Raw genomic sequence first — 17464 nt, 5'->3', positions numbered from 1 at the left:
CGCCCCGCATGGCAATCACCGCCACGCAGCCGCGCAGCGGCTGATGACGAGGACAGCTTCGCATGACTTCGGCCCCGGACCCCGACCTGTCCTTCATGAGCGCGTTTCCGGCCCCGACGCAGGAGGCCTGGCGCGCGGCGGTCGACAAGGTGCTCAAGGGCGGCGATTTCGAGAAGCGCCTGGTGGCCAAGACGGCCGACGGCATCCGTGTCGAGCCGCTCTATCTGGCGGCATCCCCGCCGGCCCGGCCCCTGCGCGCGCAGGCCGGGCGCTGGCAGGTTACGGCCCGGCTCGACCATCCCGAGCCGGCCGAGGCGCAAAAGCTGGCTCTGGCCGATCTCGAGGGCGGCGCGAACGCGCTGACGATCGCCTTCGCCGGAGCCCACGCCGCACGCGGATACGGGCTTGTCGCAAAGGATGTCGCTGCTCTCGATGCCGCTCTCGACGGCGCAATGCTCGACCTGATCCAGTTGCGACTCGACCCTGCCCCGGAGGGTCGCATCAACGCGCTGCTGCTGGCCGCGCTGGTCGAGATGCGCGGGCTTTCGCCCGAGGCGCTGTCGCTCGATTTCGGCATGGACCCGATCGGCGTCTTCGCCGGCACGGGCGGGCTCGCGGCCTCCTGGGCCGAGGTCGGGCGCCGTCTCGCCGCGACGATCCGGGCGCTGAAGGCGCGCGGCTTCAACGGCCCCTTCGTCACGGTCGACACCCGGCCCTGGCACGAGGCCGGGGCCAGCGAGGCGCAGGAACTGGGCTATGGCGTGGCGAGCGCCATCGCCTATCTGCGCGCGCTGGAAGCCGCAGGCTTTTCGCTGGAGGAGGCGCGCGACGCGATCTCCTTCACGCTGGTCGCCGACACCGACGAGTTCCTGACGATCGCCAAGCTACGGGCGGCCCGCCTGATCTGGGCCCGCATCCAGCGCGCCTGCGGGCTGACGCCGGCGCCGATGGTCCTGCATGCGGAGACGGCCTGGCGCTCGCTGACGCGGCGCGACCCGTGGGTCAATCTGCTGCGCGGCACCATCGCCACCTTCTCGGCGGGCATCGGCGGCGCGGACTCGATCACCGTGCAGCCCTTCACCGCAGCACTCGGTTTGTCGGATGCCTTTGCCCGCCGCATCGCGCGCAACACCCAGCTCGTGCTGCTGGAGGAGGCCAATCTCTGGCGCGTCGCCGACCCCGCCGCGGGCTCCGGCAGCTTCGAGACGCTGACGCAGGCGCTGTGCGAGCAGGGCTGGGCGCAGATGCAGGCGGTCGAGCGGCAGGCGAAGGACGGCCTGCCGGGGATCCTCGCCGCGCTCACCGCCGGCACGGCCCAGACGGCGCTGGAACATCAGCGCGACGCGCACGCCAGGGCGATCGCGACGCGGCGCGAGCCGATCACCGGCACGAGCGAGTTCCCGAACCTCAGGGAGGCCGCGGTTGCCGTGCTGGATGTGGCCCCAGTCACCATCGGCACGCCGACGGGCCGGACCGGAACTGCGCCCGATCCCGACGCCCTGATCGCTCGGCTCGCCGCAGGCGCCGAACGCCAGGAGGGCCTGATCGCGCCGCAGGACGGCTTGCGGGCGAAGGCCCTCCCGTCGCAGCGGCTGGCCGAACCCTTTGAGACGCTGCGCGACCGGGCCGATGCGGCGGCCGTAAAGCCGGTCGTCTTCCTGGCGACGCTCGGGCCGGTCGCCGATTTCACGGCGCGCGCCGGCTTCGCGCGCAACCTGTTCGAGGCGGGCGGTCTCGCCGCCCCGGTCGGCGACGGCTTCGCGCAGGACGGCGGCACCGATCTCGCCGCGCTCACGGCCGCCTTCACGGCCTCGGGCGCAAGGCTCGCCTGCCTGTGCGGGGCGGACGCCGCCTATGCTGCCGAGGGCGTCCCCGCTGCGCAGGCGCTGACGGCGGCGGGCGCGACAGTCTGGCTCGCGGGCCGGCCCGGCGAACTGGAGGAGGCGCTGAACAATGCGGGAGTGAGGTCGTTCATCTATGCCGGCTGCGACGTGCTCGACGCGCTGCGGCGCGCGCACGATGCCACCTGAGGAGACCGGGCCATGACCACCATCGCCCTGACCATCGCCGGCTCGGATTCCAGTGGCGGCGCCGGCATCCAGGCCGATCTCAAGACCTTTGCGGCCCATCAGGTCTACGGCGCCAGCGTCATCGTCGCGCTGACCGCGCAGAACACGAGGGGCGTGAGCGCGATTCATGCCGTGCCGGCGGCTTTCGTCGCGCAGCAGATCGACGCCGTCTTCGAGGATCTCGACGTCGCGGCGGTGAAGATCGGCATGCTGGCGACGGCCGAGCTGATCGAGACCGTGGCCGCGGGGCTGAAGCGCCACAAGGCGCGCAACATCGTGCTCGATCCGGTGATGGTTGCGGCCTCCGGCGCGCGGCTCCTGGAAAACGAGGCCGTCGCCGCCATCCACCGCCATCTCTTCCCGCTGGCGACGCTGATCACCCCCAACCTGCCGGAAGCGGCCGCCCTGCTCGGCACAAGCGAGGCGCAAACCGAGGACGCTGTCGAGCGACAGGCGGATGCGCTCGCCGCGCTCGGCGCCGCCAATGTCCTGATCAAGGGCGGGCATGGCGGCGGCGACAACAGCAGTGACCTGCTCCTGCTCGCGGGCGGCAGCCGCCAGCGCTTCGCGGCGCCGCGCCTGACCACGCGCAACACCCATGGCACGGGCTGCACCCTGTCATCGGCCATCGCATCTGGGCTGGCAAAGGGGCTTTCGCTGCCGGAGGCCGTCGGCCAGGCCAAGACCTACATCTCGGCGGCGATCGCGGCGGCCGACGAGGTTCCGGTTGGCCATGGGCACGGACCGGTGCATCATTTCCACCACTGGTGGGATCGTCAGGACGGGAGACAGCCATGACAGCCATCCCGGATTTCACGACGCTGGCTTATGCCGACGGCACCAGCCCCGCCTCTCCCGCGCTGCCGGCCGGCGAGGCCTGGCTGACGCCCGAGGGCATCCCGGTGAAACCAGTCTACGGACCAGAGGATCGCGACGGGCTCCCCTTCGTCGACACCCTGCCGGGCATCGCGCCCTATCTGCGCGGGCCCTACCCGACGATGTATGTCAACCAGCCCTGGACGATCCGGCAATATGCCGGCTTCTCCACAGCGGAGGATTCCAACGCCTTCTACCGCCGCAATCTCGCTGCGGGGCAGAAGGGACTCTCCGTCGCCTTCGATCTGGCGACGCATCGCGGCTATGACTCAGACCATCCGCGCGTCGGCGGCGATGTCGGCATGGCCGGCGTCGCGATCGACTCGATCTATGACATGCGCACCCTGTTCTCCGGCATCCCGCTCGACCAGATGAGCGTCTCGATGACGATGAACGGCGCCGTGCTGCCGGTGCTCGCGCTCTACATCGTCGCGGCGGAAGAACAGGGCGTGCCGGCCGCCAAGCTCTCGGGGACCATCCAGAACGACATCCTCAAGGAGTTCATGGTCCGCAACACCTATATCTATCCCCCCGCCCCCTCGATGCGGATCATTGGCGACATCTTCGCCTACACCTCGGCCCATATGCCGAAGTTCAACTCGATCTCGATCTCCGGCTATCACATGCAGGAGGCCGGGGCGACGCAGGACCTCGAGCTCGCCTATACGCTCGCCGACGGCGTCGAATACATCCGCGCCGGCCAGCGCGCGGGGCTTGGGGTGGATGCCTTCGCGCCGCGCCTGTCCTTCTTCTGGGCGATCGGCATGAACTTCTTCATGGAGGTCGCCAAGCTGCGCGCCGGCCGGCTGATCTGGGCGAAGCTCGTCAAGGATTTCGGCGCACAGAGCGAGAAGTCGCTGCCCTTGCGCACCCATTGCCAGACGTCCGGATGGTCGCTGACGGCCCAGGACGTCTTCAACAACGTGCCGCGCACGATGATCGAGGCGATGGCGGCGACGCAAGGCCATACCCAGTCGCTGCACACCAACGCGCTGGACGAGGCGCTGGCGCTGCCGACCGACTTTTCCGCCCGCATCGCCCGCAACACGCAGATCCTGCTGCAGCAGGAGAGCGGCACGACCCGGATCATCGATCCGTGGGGCGGGTCCTATTATGTCGAGCGGTTGACGGCGGAACTGGCGACCAAGGCCTGGGGCCATATCCAGGAGGTCGAGGCGCTCGGCGGCATGGCCAAGGCGATCGAGGCCGGCATCCCGAAGCTGCGCATCGAGGAGGCGGCCGCCAAGACCCAGGCGCGCATCGATGGCGGGCTGCAGGCGATCATCGGCGTGAACTGCTTCAAGCCCGACAACGAGGCCGCGATCGACGTGCTCAAGGTCGACAACGCCTCGGTGCGCGCGCAGCAGCTCGAGAAGCTGAAGCGCCTCAAGGCCGAGCGCAACGAGAGCGAGGTTCAGGCCGCGCTCGCCGCCCTGACCGAGGGGGCGAAGGGCGAGGCCAATCTGCTCGACCTCGCGGTGAAGGCAGCCCGCGCCAAGGCGACCGTCGGCGAGATTTCGCTGGCGATGGAGCAGGTCTTCGGCCGTCATCGCGCCGAGATCAAGTCGATCTCGGGCGTCTACAAGCGGGAGGTCGGCACGATGAACCCGGCGGTGATGCGCGTGCAGATGATGACGCAGGCCTTCGAGGAGGCCGATGGCCGCCGCCCGCGCATCCTCGTCGCCAAGATGGGGCAGGACGGGCATGACCGCGGCCAGAAGGTCATCGCCTCTGCCTTCGCCGATCTCGGCTTCGACGTCGACATCGGCCCGCTCTTCGCCACGCCCGACGAGGCGGCCCGCCAGGGTGTTGAGAACGACGTCCACATCATCGGCGTGTCGTCGCTGGCGGCAGGCCATCTCACGCTGGTGCCCGAGCTCAAGGCGGCGCTCGCCAAGGCCGGCCGGCCCGACATCATGATCGTGGTCGGCGGCGTCATCCCGCCGCAGGATTTCGAGGCGCTGATCGAGGCCGGTGCCTCGGCGATCTTTCCGCCCGGCACGGTCATCGCCGATGCGGCCGAGAAGCTGCTCGAGGACCTCAACGGCCGGCTGGGCTATGTCCAGCGCACGGCGGCCGAATAGCGGACAGGCGCGGCCGGCGGGCCGCGCCTGTCCCATGATCACGGGCGTCGCTGCGCGACACTAGCGCCAGCCGTGACCATAGCCGTAGCCGTAGCGGGGCGGCGGCGGACGGAAGCCGTAGCCGTCATGGTGATGCCAGCGGCGGCGGCCCCAGTAGCCGTGGAAGACGGGCGGCGGCGGCCGCCAGCCATGCCGGGGCGGACCCCAGCCCTCCTCGTAGCGGCCCCCGAAGGCCTCGGCGGGGGCAGGCGCCACGACGCTGCCGGCGGCGAACACGGCAGCGCCGAGAGCGAGCCCGGCCAGCGCGGTAACGACGAATCTGCGGGCCATGATCCTTGTCCTGTTGCGGGCTCGGGCCATCCCCTCGCCTCGACCACGACCATGGCGGATCGCATCTGAACGGGGATTGAGGCCGCCATTCACACGCCGTTTAGCCAGGATGGGTGGAACCAGCTCGCGCCGACGCTCAGGCGCCCAGGGCCTGGCGCCGCTTCAGCAGCAGCGAGGCCGCGATCACCACCGTGGCGACGAAGCCGATCAGGATGGTGCAGGCGGCATTGATCTCGGGCGAGACGCCGAGCCGAACCGCCGAATAGAGCCGCATCGGCAGGGTCGTGGCGCCAGGCCCGGTGGTGAAGCTCGCGATGACGAGGTCGTCGAGCGACAGCGTGAAGGCGAGCAGCCAGGCCGCCGCCACCGCCGGCGCGATCAATGGTAAGGTCACCGTCCAGAACGTGACCAGCGGCGTGGCGCCGAGATCGCGCGCCGCCTCCTCCAGCGAGCGGTCGAAGCCGACAAGGCGGGCCTGCACGACGATGCAGGCGAAGCCGAGGCCGAAGGTCGCGTGGGCGATCGTCACCGTCCAGAAGCCGCGCTCCACATCCGCCGCCACGAAGAGCAGCAGAAGGGAAAGGCCGGTGATCACCTCCGGCATCACCAGCGGCGCCAGCGCCATGCCGGAGAACAGCAGGCGCCCGCGGAAGCGGCCCTGCCGCGCCAAGGCCAGCGCGGCAAGCGTCCCCAACACGGTTGCGAGCGTGGCCGAGACGAAGGCGAGGCGCAGGCTGAGCCAGGCCGCCGACAAAAGCGGCTCGTTGGCGAGCAGCGTCCCGTACCAATGCGTCGAGAAGCCGCCCCAGACGGTGACGAGCCGCGAGGCGTTGAAGGAATAGGCAATCAGCGCGAGGATCGGCAGATAGAGAAAGGCGAAGCCCGCGACGAGGGCGAGGATGAGGCCGGGGCCGAGCCGGGTCATGCCCTGCCTCCCGCCTCGCCGGCCCGCGCCAGCCGCGCGCGCTGCAGCAACGCCAGCGGCAGGACCAGCACCACCAGCAGCACGACCGCCACGGCCGAGGCCAGCGGCCAGTCGCGGTTGGAGAAGAACTCGGTCCACAAAACCTTGCCGATCATCGTCGTGTCCGGACCGCCGAGCAGGTCTGGAATGACGAACTCGCCGATGGCGGGGATGAACACCAGTACCGAGCCGGCCAGGATGCCGGGCAGCGAGAGCGGCAAGGTCACCGTCACGAAGGCCCTGAGCGGCGTCGCGCCGAGATCGGCGGCGGCCTCCAGCAGGCTGCGATCGAGCTTCTCCAGCGTCGCATAGAGCGGCAGCACCATGAAGGGCAGGTAGGAATAGACCATGCCGATCAGGACCGCGGTCTCGGTATTCAACAGTCGCAGCGGCTGATCGCTGAGGCCGAGCGCCGCCAGCGCCATGTCGAGCAGGCCCTCGGGCCGCAGGATGCCGATCCAGGCGTAGACCCGGATCAGGAAGGAGGTCCAGAACGGCAGGATGACGAGCACGAGCAGGATGGCGCGCCAGCGCGCCGGGGCGCTCGCCATCGCATAGGCGAGCGGATAGCCGATCGCGAGCGCGATCAGCGTCGTCAGCGCCGCGATGCGCAGCGAAAAGAGATAGCTCTGCCAGTAGAGTGGATCCTCCCAGATCAGCCCGAAATTCTCGAGATCGAGCCCGGCCAGGAAGTCGCGCAGCGCCGCGAAGCCCTCGAAATGCGGCGCATAGGGCGGCAACGCGGTGGCGGCATCCGACAGCGCGATCCGCAGCACCATGACGAAGGGCGCGAGGAAGAAGAGCCCCAGCCAGAGATAGGGCACGGCCACGACCAGACGGCCTTGTGCCTTCACGAGCGACACCGGCCCGCTCACGGCTTCAGCACCAGCCCGGCCTCGACGTCCCAGGACAGCCAGACCGTATCCTCCCAGGCGAAGGGGCGCTCGATCCGGCGCGAGCGGTTGGTCAGGGAGACCTTCAGGAGCTGGCCGTCGTCGCCGCCGATCATGACCTGAACCATCGTCATGTCGCCGAGATAGCCGATGTCCCAGATCTCGCCGCGGACCTTGTTGGTGCCCTGGGCCGGCTCGTCATGGCTCAGCGCGATCTTCTCCGGCCGCAGCCCGACGAGGACCGGCTCCCCCGGCGACAGGGCCGGCGCCTCCTCGTCGAGTTCGACGATGCCCGCCAGCGGCGTCATCACGCTGACGAGATCGCCGTCGACGGATTCGACGCGGCCCTCGAGGATGTTGATATCGCCGACGAACTCCGCGACGTGGCGGCTCACGGGGGCCTCGTAGATCACGTCCGGCGGGGCGATCTGGACGAGCCGGCCATGGTCCATCACCGCCATGCGGTCGGCCATGGTCATCGCCTCGTCCTGGTCGTGGGTGACGACCATGAAGGTGGTGCCGAGCTTGCTCTGGATGTCCATCAGCTCGAACTGGGTGGCCTCGCGCAGCTTGCGGTCGAGTGCCGCCATCGGTTCGTCCAGCAGCAGGAGCTTCGGGCGCTTGGCGAGCGCGCGGGCGAGCGCGACGCGCTGGCGCTGCCCGCCGGACAACTGGTCCGGGCGGCGCTTGCCCAGCCCGTCCAGCTTGACCAGCGCCAACATCTCAGCCACGCGCCGGTCGATCTCGGCCCGCGGCAGCCCCTCGCGCTTCAGGCCGTAGCCGATGTTGTCGGCGACGCTGAGATGGGGGAACAGCGCATAGGACTGGAACATCATGTTGACCGGCCGCAGATGCGGCGGGACAGCGGTGATGTCGACGCCGTCGAGCAGGATGGCGCCCGCGTCGGGCGTCTCGAAGCCCGCCAGCATCCGCATCAGCGTGGTCTTGCCGCAGCCGGAGGGGCCGAGCAGCGCGAAGAACTCGCGCGGGTAGAGCGAGAGCGAGACATCGGCGACGGCGGTGACGCCGCCGAAGCGCTTCGTCACGCCGCGGAACTCGACGAGCGGCTGCGCGGCGGGATCGTTCCAGGGCTGGAAGGCGCGACGCACGCTGCCGGGCGATGCCTTGCGCATCGCGCCCGCCCCTCGCCCCCTCTGCTCGCTCACGCCCGTGCGCTCACTTTGCCCGCCCGCTCACTTGCCGGTCTTCACCCGGGTCCAGAGCCGGTTCACCAGCCGCTGCGACTTCTGGTCGTAGGGGGTGATCGTGTAGAGCCGCGCCATCACCGCATCCGGCGGATAAATGCCGGGATTGTCGCGCACGGCCGCCGAGAGCAGCGGTTTCGAGGCGATGTTGCCATTGGCATACTGGATGAAGTCGGAGTTCTTCGCCGCCATGGCGGGGCGGTTGACGAAGTCGATGAAGGCGAGCGCGGCTTCCGGATTGGCCGCATCCTTCGGGATCACGAAGGAATCGAACCACATCAGCGCGCCTTCCTTCGGGATGGAATAGGCGATCTCGACCTTGTTCTTGGCCTCCTCCGCGCGCTTCTTCGCCTGGAGGATGTCGCCGGAATAGCCGACGGCGAGGCAAATGTCGCCGTTGGCGAGCGCGTTGATGTATTCCGACGAATGGAACTTCTGGATGTGCGGGCGGATCTTGCGCAAGAGCTCGCCGGCCTTGTTCAGGTCGGCCTCGGCCTTCGAATCCGGGTTGAGGCCGAGATAGCGCAGCGCCGCGGGGAACATCTCCTCGACCGCATCCAGCACATGCACGCCGCAGTTCGAGAGCTTCTTGAGCTGGTCGGGATCGAACAGGATCTTCCAGCTGTCGATCACCGCGTCAGGGCCGAGCCGTTCCTTGATCTTGGCGACGTTGTAGCCGATCCCGGTCGTGCCCCACATGTAGTTCACGGCGTGCTTGTTGCCGGGGTCGTATTTGGCCAGCCGCCCCTGGATCTCGGGCCAGGCGTTCTTCAGATTGGGCACCTTGGCGGCGTCGATCGGCGCATAGAGGCCGAGCGGGATGTGGCGCGGCAGGAAGGAGGCGGTGACCACGATCAGGTCGTAGCCGGTCTTGCCCGCCAGCAGCTTGGTCTCGACCGTCTCCATCTGGTCGAAGGTGTCGTAGACGACCGTGATCCCGGTTTCCTTCTTGAAGGCGTCGAGAACCTCGGGGTCGACATAGTCGGACCAGTTGTAGATGCGCAGTTCCTTGCCCTGCGCCGCGGCCTGGCCCGCAACGGCCAGCGACAGGCCCAGCGCGAGACCCGAGACGATTCCCTTGAACCAGCGGCCAGACATCATGATGCGTTCGATTCCTCTCCGGACAGGCGGCGCAGAAGCTAACAGCTTGGCGCTACGTCTCAAGCCGTTGTGATCCCGCACCGCGCCGATCGATCTTGCGATGCAACAGGACTGCCACATATTGCCATCATGCGCGCTGCCCGCCTCCTGCCTCTCCTGTTCCTGCTCGTCTTCATCGTGCCGGTGGCGACCCACGCCGCCTGGTGGTCGATGCAGGGAACGGCCGATGACTGGCGCCGGGCCGACTGGTCGAGCGCGAAGCTCCTGCCCGCCGCCTCGACCGAGCCGGAAGCCACCGTCCATGTCTTCGCCGCCCGCGTCGGCCGCTGGCGCGGCGTCTTCGCGCATCATTCCTGGGTGGTGGTGAAGGAGGCCGGCGCCAGCGCCTATACCCGCTTCGACGTGGTCGGCTGGGGCACGCCGGTGCGCGTCAACCACCGCGAGGCCGACGGGCGCTGGTACGGCAATCTGCCGGAGCCGGTGGCCGAGATCCGAGGCGCGGCGGCGGAAGCGCTGATCCCGCGCATCCGCGCAGCGGTGAAGAGCTATGCCTATGCCACGCCCGGCAGCTATCAGGCCTGGCCCGGCCCCAACTCCAACAGCTTCGTCCAGCATGTCATGGCCGAGGTGCCGGAACTGGCGCGGGCCCTGCCACCGACCGCAATCGGCAAGGATTTCCGCGAGGACGGCCTGTTCGCCGGGCTGACGCCGAGCCGCACCGGCATCCAGGCGTCGCTCTACGGGCTCGCCGGTTTCACGATCGGCTGGGTCGAGGGCGTCGAGATCAACCTGCTCGGCCTGGTGGCGGGCTTCGACCTGCGCAGTCCGGCGCTGAAGCTGCCGGGCTGGGGGCGGGTTGGGGTTTAGGCGACACGAACACGCCCACCGTCATTGCGAGGAGCGCAGCGACGAAGCAATCTAGGAGGACGGCGAGCGGGCCGGCTGGATTGCTTCGCTGCGCTCGCAATGACGGGCGGCAAGCCTCACACCGCTTCCAGCGCCTGGGCCAGGTCCGAGATCAGATCCTCGATGTTCTCGATGCCGACGGAAATACGGATCAGCGCGTCGGTGAGGCCGATCTCCTCGCGCAGTTCGCGGGCAACGCCCGAATGCGTCATCGCGGCGGGGTGCGAGACCAGCGTCTCGGTGCCGCCGAGCGAGACGGCGAGCTTCATGATCTGGAGATTGTCGAGCAGCGCGAAGGCCTCCTTCTCGCCGCCGACGACGTCGAAGGCGAAGGTCGAGCCGGCCGCCGTGCATTGCCGGTCGAACACCGCCTTGCGCGGGTCGCCATCCTTGAGGTCGCCGAGATAATGCACCTTGGCGACCTTCGGATGGGCGGAGAGGTAGTCCGCGACCAGCCTCGCGTTCTCGTTGGCGCGGCTCATGCGGATGTCGAGCGTCTCGAGCGAGCGCATCAGCATCCAGCAGGAGTTGGGGTCGAGCTGCGTGCCCAGCGAGCCGCGCCAGCTCTTGACCTGCCGCACCAGCGCCTCCGCGCCGCTGATCGAGCCGCCGACGAGGTCGGAATGGCCGCCGACATATTTGGTCAGCGAGAGCAGCGAGAGATCGGCCCCCTGCTTCAGCGGCTTCTGGTATTTCGGGCCGAGCATTGTGTTGTCGACGACGACCGGCGGGCGGTGGCCCTGCGAGGCTTCGAGCTCGTCGGCGATCAGCTTGCAGGCGGCGAGATCGACCAGCCCGTTGGTCGGGTTCGCCGGCGTCTCGACCAGGATCATGCCGACGCGCCCCTTGGCCGCGGCGGCCTTGGCGGTCTCGCGCATCTGCGCGATGTCGAGCCCGTTGGTGAAGCCGAAGGGCGTGACCCCGAAGGCGCCCATCTGGTTCTTCAGCAGGGTCTCGGTGCCGCCATAGAGGGGGCGGGAATGAATGATCGTGTCGCCCGGTCGCAGGAAGGCGAAGCAGGTCGTCGCGATGGCCGCCATGCCGCTGGCGAAGACGGCGCATTTTTCCGCCTCGTCCCAGATCGCCAGGCGATCCTCGAGGATCTCCATGTTCGGGTGGTTGAAGCGCGAATAGACCAGTCCGGGCTTCTCGCCCGGCTTGGGCTGGCGGCGGCCGGAGGTGAAGTCGAAGAAATCCTTCCCCTGCTGGGCGTTCTCGAAGACGAAGGTCGAGGTCAGGAAGATCGGCGGCTTCAGCGAGCCTTCCGACATGGCCGGCGAGTAGCCGAAGCCCATCATCAACGTCTCGGGATGCAGCTTGCGATTGGCGATCCGGTCCTTGTGATAGCTGTCGTCGCTCATGATGGCCTCGCTGTCCAACGGGGTGCGCCGCAGAATGCGCCCAAGGCGATAACATAAGCGTAAGACGCAGCGATTGCTTGGACGGTTCCACCCCTCTATGGCAGTACGAGAGTGAGATCCTTCCATAGTTGAAGCAAGTGGGAGCAGTTTATGCTCGATAACGTCGATCGCCGCATGCTGGCCGTCCTGCAGGAGGATGGCCGCATCACCAACCAGGATCTGTCGGAGAAAGTCGGCCTGTCCCCGACGCCCTGCCTGCGCCGCCTCAAGCGTCTCGAGGAGAGCGGTGTGATCCAGGGTTATTCGGCAACCGTCGATCCCAAGGCCTATGGCCTGCCCTTCAGCGTCTTCGTCTCGGTGCGGCTGTCGCAGCAGACGCAAGAGCACATCGCCGAGTTCGAGAAGGCGGTCGAAGGCTGGAACGAGGTCACCGAATGCTACCTGATGACCGGCAGCCAGGACTATCTGCTGCGGGTGCTGACGGACGGCATCGAGGGCTATGAGCGCTTCCTGAAGCAGAAGATGACGCGGCTGAAATGCATCCAGTCGGTCGAGTCCAACTTCGCGCTGGCGACGGTGAAGAAGCGCATCGGCCTGCCGCCGCTGTGAGCCGCTAACGCCCCGCGAAGAGAGCCTCCGCCGTGGCGGCGGCCATCCGCCGCGAATCATGGCCGACGCCAGGCACCACGATCGTGCGCCAGGGGCTCTCCACCTTCAGCCGCGCCGCCTCAGTGGCCGCGACCGCCATGAAATGACGCCCGCGCGCCAGCCGGTTCGAGCCCTGCGCCTCGGCGCCCCGGCTGTGGTTCAACTGCGGATGGGCAGGGTCGTCGTCCCGCTCGCCGAGCATCACCAAAACTGGTTTCGCGAGGGCGGCCCCCAGCGCCGCCTCGGTCGCAGGCGTTCCGTTCAGCGAATAGGGATAGGCCAAGCCGCCCGCCTCGCCCCGCAGAGGCAGGGTGTAGTAGCCGGCATTGGCGCTGATCGCGGTCGAGAAGCGTGCCGCCGGCATCAGCAGGGCCATGCGGTGGACGAACTGGGCGCCGGCGGAATGCCCGAACAGGACGTAGCTCGATCCCGCCACCCTGCCGCTGGCCAAGGCGCGATCGAAGAAGCGTTCGATGCTGGCATAGAGCCAGCGCGCCGGGTCCGTCTCGTCGCGCACGCCGCCCTGCTGGAACAGCCGCGTCGGGAACCGGTCGCGGTCGAAATGCGGCGCGGCGATCAGCAGGCCATGGCGCTCGGCCGCCTCGACCCAGTTGTCGCGCGCGGTCTCGGCATTGCGCTCGAGGCCGTGGATTGCGATCAGCAGAGGGCAGGGTTTGCCCGTGCAGGCCGCCGGCACATAGGTCTCGACATTGATCGGCTCGGCGCCGGCGGGCGAGACGTCCTCGTGGATCACATGGCTGCGGCCGGGCTCCTGGAACGGCGTCGGGTCATGGGCCGCGGCGATCTGCGGGCAGCAGGCCAGCAGGAGCATTGCCACCAGAACCCGGCCGACCGTCGACATCGCTCCACGCCTCCTCGGCGCGGAGTTTGCGCGGGACCGCCCGGCCGGACAAGCCGCTCAGGCGCCCTTGCCGCGGTCCATGGCGCGGCGCACGACCTGCGTGACCTCGCTGTCGGAGAGAAAGAGGTCATGCCGCAGCATGCTCCAGCCCCGGCCGGAGGTGTCCGCGACGCGCACGCCCAGGGCCTCCAGGCGCGAACGGTCGGCCGCTCCGGCGCGCGCGACGCCACCGGCGATGCGGGCGGAGATCGCCAGCGCCCGGTCGCCCGGGTCGATGATCAGCGTCATGCGGCGGGCGAGCGGGCCGAGCTTGCCGACCGTCTGCTCGAAGGCGTCGATATCGATGTCGGGCGAGGCGAGGACGACGGATCCGATCCGGGAATAGACGTCGGCGGAATCGCGCAGCTCGCGCAGCCCTTCCAGCGTCAGGAAGGTGCCCATCGAATGCGCAACGATGTGGATGCGGCCGACCGTCGGATTGGCGACGAGGGCCTGCAGCGCCTTGACGAAGCCGTCGCGCGACCAGAGCGCGCTTTCGCGGTCATAGGCATAGTCGAACAGCTTGCCGCCGGACGGCCAGGAGAAGATCGCGGTGCGGCCCTGGAATTCGAGCGAATGCGAGAGCTGGCCGGCGCTGCGCGCCGCGGATTCGAAGGTCTCGTTGTAGCCATGCACATAGAGCAGCACATCGCGGCCGGTCGCCGCCTGGGCGAAGGCGCGGCCGGCATCGGCGGAGGTCTGGCTGTCCAGTCCCAGCACCGCCCAGTCGCCGCTGACGGCGGAGGAGACGCGGCCCGAAATCCCGTCGGCGGGCGGTGCGAGGCGCGCTTCCGCGAAGGTGAGCGAGCCGCGATCGGAGCCGAAGAAGGGCTGGCGCGGGCCGACCGGCTTGCGGGTCGTCACCACGAGCAGCTCGGGCTCCTTGCCCAGCGCCGAGGCATCGGCCCGGGTCGGCTCCGAGAACGGCGAGACGGCGACTTCGCTCTGGGCGCAGGCCGAGAGCGCGAGTGCGAGCAGCGCGGCGAGCGCCGCCCGACGGCAAGAAGATGCGTGCCGTAAACCAAGCATCGTGTCGGGCATCCAGTCGATGATGAGGGGGCCGAATTGGCCAGTCCCCCCTTAACGACAGGCTAACGCGGCCAGAATGCGGCGAGGCTCTCGAACACCCGCGGTTCGACGCCAAGCGTGGCTCAGCGGCCACCCGAGATGATCGTCACGGGTGCCGTCACGACCAGCCCCACGGTCGAGCCCACTGTGCCGACGACGCCGCCGGCGATGTCGCCGAGCCGGTCGCCGAGCTGGGGACCCGCCGTGGCGATGCCGCCATCTGCCTGCAGACGCTGGCCGATCATCTGCACGACCTTCGGCGAGGAGGCGAACTTGCTGTGGTTCAGCGGGTCGCCCGACGTCACTTCCGAGAGGTCGATGATGCGCGCGCCGAGCTTCTCGAGTTCCGCGATAATCTCTGTGTCCTTCGCCGAAACGGCGCCCAACCGCGTCTTGTCACCGGCGAAGCGGCGGGAAAAATCGAGCGCGCGATCATCCGCCGAGACGAAGACGGTGACCGGACGCTTGATCTCGCGCATCTGGGTCCTGAAAACGTCGAGATCGACGTCGGGCGCCGCAAGCATGACGTCGCGAAGCTTGCCGCCGAAGGTTCCGTCGCCACGAATCGAGGCCTGGCGAAGCGACTCCAGCGTCAGCAGCGTGCCCATCGAATGCGCCAGGATGTCCATGCGCGTCGTGCCGAGATCGCGCGCGATCGCCCGCAGATTCAGCTCGAGGAAGTCGCGCGAGTAATAGGCGCTCTCGCGATCATAGGGATAGGCGAGCAACTGGCCGCGCGACGGCCAGGTGAACAGCACCGGCACGCCCTTGAAGCCCGAGTCGTGAATGATCTGCGCGAACCGATAGGCGGCATCGGCGAAGTTGGTGTTGAAGCCATGCACGAAGACCAGCACGTCGCGCTGGGACGCGGGCCGCTTCAGGATCTCGCGGCGGACATCGGCGACGATCGGCGCGAGGTCGAGCCGCTGCACATTGGTGACGGCGAAATGCTTGGCCGGATCGCTCGGCCCCGAATCCGGCAGTTCGAGTTCGCCCGTCTTGTGGGCCCGCGGGACCGTGAAATCCAGGCGCGCGAACGCCAGCCGCGGCCCGCGCTCGCCATTGAAGTAGACAGGCTCGGACGAGGCCTCGCGCGTCGTCGCGACGAACATCTCCACCGTGCCGGCGATATCCGCGGGGACGCTGGCGGTGGGGTTGATCTGGAGCACGCGCGGCGTCCCGCAGGCGCCCAGCGCCAGCGGCGCGAGGACCGCCCAAACCAGAATCCGAAGCCGCATCGCCGCACGCGTCGTCATCATCGCCTGACAGCTCTCCCCGTGCGCGATGCACCGTCGAGACGCCCGCGCGCCTCACGATGACGGCAAGGCCGACCGGCGGAACCTTGTCGCTGGACCCTCGGCCTTGCTAGGGGAGCTTATGGCCGATCCTCCCGCTCCTGTCACCGCACTGGCCGCCGCCTTGCTCGCCGGCGACAGGGCGGCGCTGGCGCGGGCGATCACGCTGGTCGAATCACGCCGGCCGGACCATCGCCGCCAGGCCAGCGAACTGATCCAGGCGCTCCTGCCGCGGACCGGCGGTGCCATCCGCGTCGGGATCACAGGCGTGCCCGGCGTCGGCAAGTCCACGACGATCGACGCCCTCGGCAGCTTTCTCACCCAGCGCGGACACAAGGTCGCCGTGCTCGCCGTCGACCCCTCATCGACCCGCAGCGGCGGCTCGATCCTCGGCGACAAGACGCGCATGGCGAGGCTCGCGGTCGATCCAGCGGCCTATATCCGGCCCTCTCCCTCTTCGGGCACACTCGGCGGCGTCGCGGCACGCACGCGCGAGACGATGCTGCTCTGTGAGGCGGCGGGATTCGACGTCGTCCTGGTCGAGACGGTCGGCGTCGGGCAATCCGAGACGGCCGTGGCGGAGCTGACCGATTTCTTCCTGGTCCTGATGCTGCCCAATGCCGGCGACGAGTTGCAGGGCATCAAGAAGGGCATCATCGAACTCGCCGACATGATCGCGGTCAACAAGGCCGATGGAGCGGGTGCGACCGCCGCGCGCGCCGCCGCGGCCCAGTATCAGGCCGCACTGCACATCCTGGCGCCGGCCTCTCCGCTCTGGTCGACGCCCGTGGTGACGATCTCGGGCCTGACCGGCGACGGGCTCGACACGCTCTGGGCCAGGATCGAGGATCACCGCGCTCGCCACGAGGCGAAGGGGCTCATCGCCGACAAGCGTCATCGGCAGGATGTGAAATGGATGTGGGCCATGGTCGAGGACCGTCTCAAGGCGAAGCTGCGCAACGACCCCGCGCTGAAGGCTGCGACGCCGGCGCTGGAAGCCGCCGTCGCGGCGGGCACGCTGGCGCCGACGCTGGCCGCCGACGACATCGCGCAGGCGCTGGGGCTCTGAGCCGATGACACAAGCGCGCCCCGACATTCTGGTCACGGGCTTCGGCCCCTTCCCGCGGGTGCGGGTCAATCCGACGACCGCCCTGGCGCTGGCCGTGACGACGCGGCTCCAGGCCGCCGGCTTCGCCACCGAGGCCCTGATCCTCGAGACGAGCTATGCTGGAGGGCTGCCACGGCTGCGCGCCCATCTCGCGGATTCGCGCCCCCGGGCGATCTTGATGCTCGGGCTTGCCGCACGCGCCCGCAAGATCCGGGTGGAACTCTTCGGCCGCGGCCATGCCAGCCCGCTCCATCCCGACGTCAGCGGGGCGACTCCGACCGCGAGGCCGGTGCCGGCTGCCCTTCCCCTGCGCACGACGGCCCCTCCCCAGGCCGCGCTGGCGGCTCTGCGCCGCCGCGGGCTGCGCAGCGCGCTCTCGCCCTCGGCCGGGCGCTATCTCTGTGACGCGTGCTATGCGGCCGCCCTCCGGCCTAACCGCAGCAGCGGCGTGCCGGTCATCTTCATCCATGTGCCCTGGCTGCGCCCTGCCCCCGGTTCGCGCCCGTCACGACGCGTCGCGGGCTTTCGCCCGGCGAAGGCGGTGCTGGTGGCGAGCCTCGCCGAGATCGGGGCCGCGCTCGCGCGTCAGGGCCGCGGGGCCGGCTGATCGGCGTGCCGGAACGGCACAGGCGCCGTCGGCACGGCGCTTGAACCA

16 protein-coding genes are annotated in these 17464 nt (G+C 69.0%); 7 read left to right on the top strand and 9 right to left on the bottom strand.

All coding sequences use genetic code 11. From position 1 onward, the window contains the following. Positions 1-62 precede the first annotated feature (62 nt). Genes BSY19_RS12650 through scpA form a run of 3 tightly spaced genes read left to right on the top strand, consistent with a single transcriptional unit; the run spans position 63 to position 5029 of the window. Positions 63-2030: a methylmalonyl-CoA mutase subunit beta gene (locus BSY19_RS12650; protein ID WP_069054481.1), complete on the top strand. Its 1968-nt coding sequence runs from the start codon at positions 63-65 to the stop codon at positions 2028-2030. Positions 2031-2042: 12 nt separating this feature from the next. Then, positions 2043-2867 (top strand): bifunctional hydroxymethylpyrimidine kinase/phosphomethylpyrimidine kinase, encoded by an 825-nt coding sequence (gene thiD, locus BSY19_RS12645; RefSeq protein ID WP_069054480.1) that lies wholly within the window; start codon positions 2043-2045, stop codon positions 2865-2867. Next, positions 2864-5029 (top strand): methylmalonyl-CoA mutase, encoded by a 2166-nt coding sequence (scpA, locus tag BSY19_RS12640; protein ID WP_069054479.1) that lies wholly within the window; start codon positions 2864-2866, stop codon positions 5027-5029. The genes thiD and scpA overlap by 4 nt, the downstream gene beginning before the upstream one ends. Positions 5030-5089: 60 nt before the next feature. On the opposite strand, the gene BSY19_RS12635 is transcribed toward scpA, so the two are convergent. From BSY19_RS12635 to BSY19_RS12615, 5 genes are all read right to left on the bottom strand, one after another. Next, the gene (locus tag BSY19_RS12635) at positions 5090-5359 is read right to left on the bottom strand and encodes a hypothetical protein (protein ID WP_069054478.1); all 270 of its coding nucleotides are present in this window, start codon (positions 5357-5359) and stop codon (positions 5090-5092) included. 136 nt (positions 5360-5495) lie between these two features. Continuing rightward, positions 5496-6284: an ABC transporter permease gene (locus BSY19_RS12630; protein WP_069054477.1), complete on the bottom strand. Its 789-nt coding sequence runs from the start codon at positions 6282-6284 to the stop codon at positions 5496-5498. Continuing rightward, positions 6281-7186: an ABC transporter permease gene (locus BSY19_RS12625; protein WP_236840522.1), complete on the bottom strand. Its 906-nt coding sequence runs from the start codon at positions 7184-7186 to the stop codon at positions 6281-6283. Before BSY19_RS12625 ends, BSY19_RS12630 begins: the two co-directional genes overlap by 4 nt. Before the next feature lie 8 nt (positions 7187-7194). Beyond that, positions 7195-8349 carry an ABC transporter ATP-binding protein gene (locus BSY19_RS12620; RefSeq protein WP_069054476.1) on the bottom strand — a complete coding sequence of 385 codons (1155 nt, stop codon included), beginning with the start codon at positions 8347-8349 and terminating at the stop codon, positions 7195-7197. A gap of 60 nt (positions 8350-8409) precedes the next feature. After that, complete coding sequence (locus BSY19_RS12615) at positions 8410-9522, bottom strand: polyamine ABC transporter substrate-binding protein (protein ID WP_083247567.1); 1113 nt, start codon at positions 9520-9522, stop codon at positions 8410-8412. 129 nt (positions 9523-9651) lie between these two features. On the opposite strand from BSY19_RS12615, the gene BSY19_RS12610 reads away from it, so the two are divergent. Continuing rightward, positions 9652-10389, top strand: coding sequence for a DUF3750 domain-containing protein (locus tag BSY19_RS12610; protein WP_069054475.1), 738 nt, complete (start codon positions 9652-9654; stop codon positions 10387-10389). Between the two features lie 116 nt (positions 10390-10505). Here BSY19_RS12610 and BSY19_RS12605 read toward each other — a convergent pair whose 3' ends face one another. After that, positions 10506-11789, bottom strand: a complete 1284-nt coding sequence (locus BSY19_RS12605) for a cystathionine gamma-synthase family protein (protein WP_069054474.1) — start codon at positions 11787-11789, stop codon at positions 10506-10508. Positions 11790-11939: 150 nt separating this feature from the next. On the opposite strand from BSY19_RS12605, the gene BSY19_RS12600 reads away from it, so the two are divergent. Continuing rightward, on the top strand, positions 11940-12398 hold the full coding sequence (locus BSY19_RS12600) for an Lrp/AsnC family transcriptional regulator (RefSeq protein ID WP_067989106.1): 459 nt from the start codon (positions 11940-11942) through the stop codon (positions 12396-12398). Between the two features lie 4 nt (positions 12399-12402). Here the strand turns inward: BSY19_RS12600 and BSY19_RS12595 are convergent, their stop codons facing one another. The 3 genes from BSY19_RS12595 to BSY19_RS12585 form a co-directional block, all read right to left on the bottom strand. Next, a complete protein-coding gene (locus BSY19_RS12595; protein WP_069054473.1) occupies positions 12403-13299 on the bottom strand; it encodes an alpha/beta hydrolase family protein in 897 nt (298 codons plus the stop codon). Positions 13300-13356: 57 nt separating this feature from the next. Beyond that, complete coding sequence (locus BSY19_RS12590; RefSeq protein ID WP_150129600.1) at positions 13357-14367, bottom strand: alpha/beta hydrolase; 1011 nt, start codon at positions 14365-14367, stop codon at positions 13357-13359. A gap of 122 nt (positions 14368-14489) precedes the next feature. Beyond that, on the bottom strand, positions 14490-15665 hold the full coding sequence (locus BSY19_RS12585) for an alpha/beta hydrolase (protein ID WP_069054471.1): 1176 nt from the start codon (positions 15663-15665) through the stop codon (positions 14490-14492). A gap of 118 nt (positions 15666-15783) precedes the next feature. Here BSY19_RS12585 and meaB point away from each other — a divergent pair, with 118 nt between their 5' ends. Beyond that, positions 15784-16770, top strand: a complete 987-nt coding sequence (gene meaB / locus BSY19_RS12580; protein ID WP_069054470.1) for a methylmalonyl Co-A mutase-associated GTPase MeaB — start codon at positions 15784-15786, stop codon at positions 16768-16770. A gap of 4 nt (positions 16771-16774) precedes the next feature. Continuing rightward, on the top strand, positions 16775-17416 hold the full coding sequence (locus BSY19_RS12575) for a pyroglutamyl-peptidase I family protein (RefSeq protein ID WP_069054469.1): 642 nt from the start codon (positions 16775-16777) through the stop codon (positions 17414-17416). Positions 17417-17464: the final 48 nt, after the last annotated feature.

It is taken from the genome of Bosea sp. RAC05 (genome assembly GCF_001713455.1).
GTDB lineage: Bacteria > Pseudomonadota > Alphaproteobacteria > Rhizobiales > Beijerinckiaceae > Allobosea.
The sequence above is the reverse complement of the archived record's forward strand: the minus strand, read 5'-3'. Positions and strand labels throughout refer to the sequence as shown.

What these genes read in the sequence shown, in the direction of transcription:
- BSY19_RS12650 (WP_069054481.1), top strand. Translation starts at nt 63, where the DNA reads ATGACTTCGGCCCCGGACCCCGACCTGTCCTTCATGAGCGCGTTTCCG.
- thiD (WP_069054480.1), top strand. Translation starts at nt 2,043, where the DNA reads ATGACCACCATCGCCCTGACCATCGCCGGCTCGGATTCCAGTGGCGGC.
- scpA (WP_069054479.1), top strand. Translation starts at nt 2,864, where the DNA reads ATGACAGCCATCCCGGATTTCACGACGCTGGCTTATGCCGACGGCACC.
- BSY19_RS12635 (WP_069054478.1), bottom strand. Translation starts at nt 5,359, where the DNA reads ATGGCCCGCAGATTCGTCGTTACCGCGCTGGCCGGGCTCGCTCTCGGC.
- BSY19_RS12630 (WP_069054477.1), bottom strand. Translation starts at nt 6,284, where the DNA reads ATGACCCGGCTCGGCCCCGGCCTCATCCTCGCCCTCGTCGCGGGCTTC.
- BSY19_RS12620 (WP_069054476.1), bottom strand. Translation starts at nt 8,349, where the DNA reads ATGCGCAAGGCATCGCCCGGCAGCGTGCGTCGCGCCTTCCAGCCCTGG.
- BSY19_RS12615 (WP_083247567.1), bottom strand. Translation starts at nt 9,522, where the DNA reads ATGATGTCTGGCCGCTGGTTCAAGGGAATCGTCTCGGGTCTCGCGCTG.
- BSY19_RS12610 (WP_069054475.1), top strand. Translation starts at nt 9,652, where the DNA reads ATGCGCGCTGCCCGCCTCCTGCCTCTCCTGTTCCTGCTCGTCTTCATC.
- BSY19_RS12605 (WP_069054474.1), bottom strand. Translation starts at nt 11,789, where the DNA reads ATGAGCGACGACAGCTATCACAAGGACCGGATCGCCAATCGCAAGCTG.
- BSY19_RS12600 (WP_067989106.1), top strand. Translation starts at nt 11,940, where the DNA reads ATGCTCGATAACGTCGATCGCCGCATGCTGGCCGTCCTGCAGGAGGAT.
- BSY19_RS12595 (WP_069054473.1), bottom strand. Translation starts at nt 13,299, where the DNA reads ATGTCGACGGTCGGCCGGGTTCTGGTGGCAATGCTCCTGCTGGCCTGC.
- BSY19_RS12590 (WP_150129600.1), bottom strand. Translation starts at nt 14,367, where the DNA reads ATGCTTGGTTTACGGCACGCATCTTCTTGCCGTCGGGCGGCGCTCGCC.
- BSY19_RS12585 (WP_069054471.1), bottom strand. Translation starts at nt 15,665, where the DNA reads ATGATGACGACGCGTGCGGCGATGCGGCTTCGGATTCTGGTTTGGGCG.
- meaB (WP_069054470.1), top strand. Translation starts at nt 15,784, where the DNA reads ATGGCCGATCCTCCCGCTCCTGTCACCGCACTGGCCGCCGCCTTGCTC.
- BSY19_RS12575 (WP_069054469.1), top strand. Translation starts at nt 16,775, where the DNA reads ATGACACAAGCGCGCCCCGACATTCTGGTCACGGGCTTCGGCCCCTTC.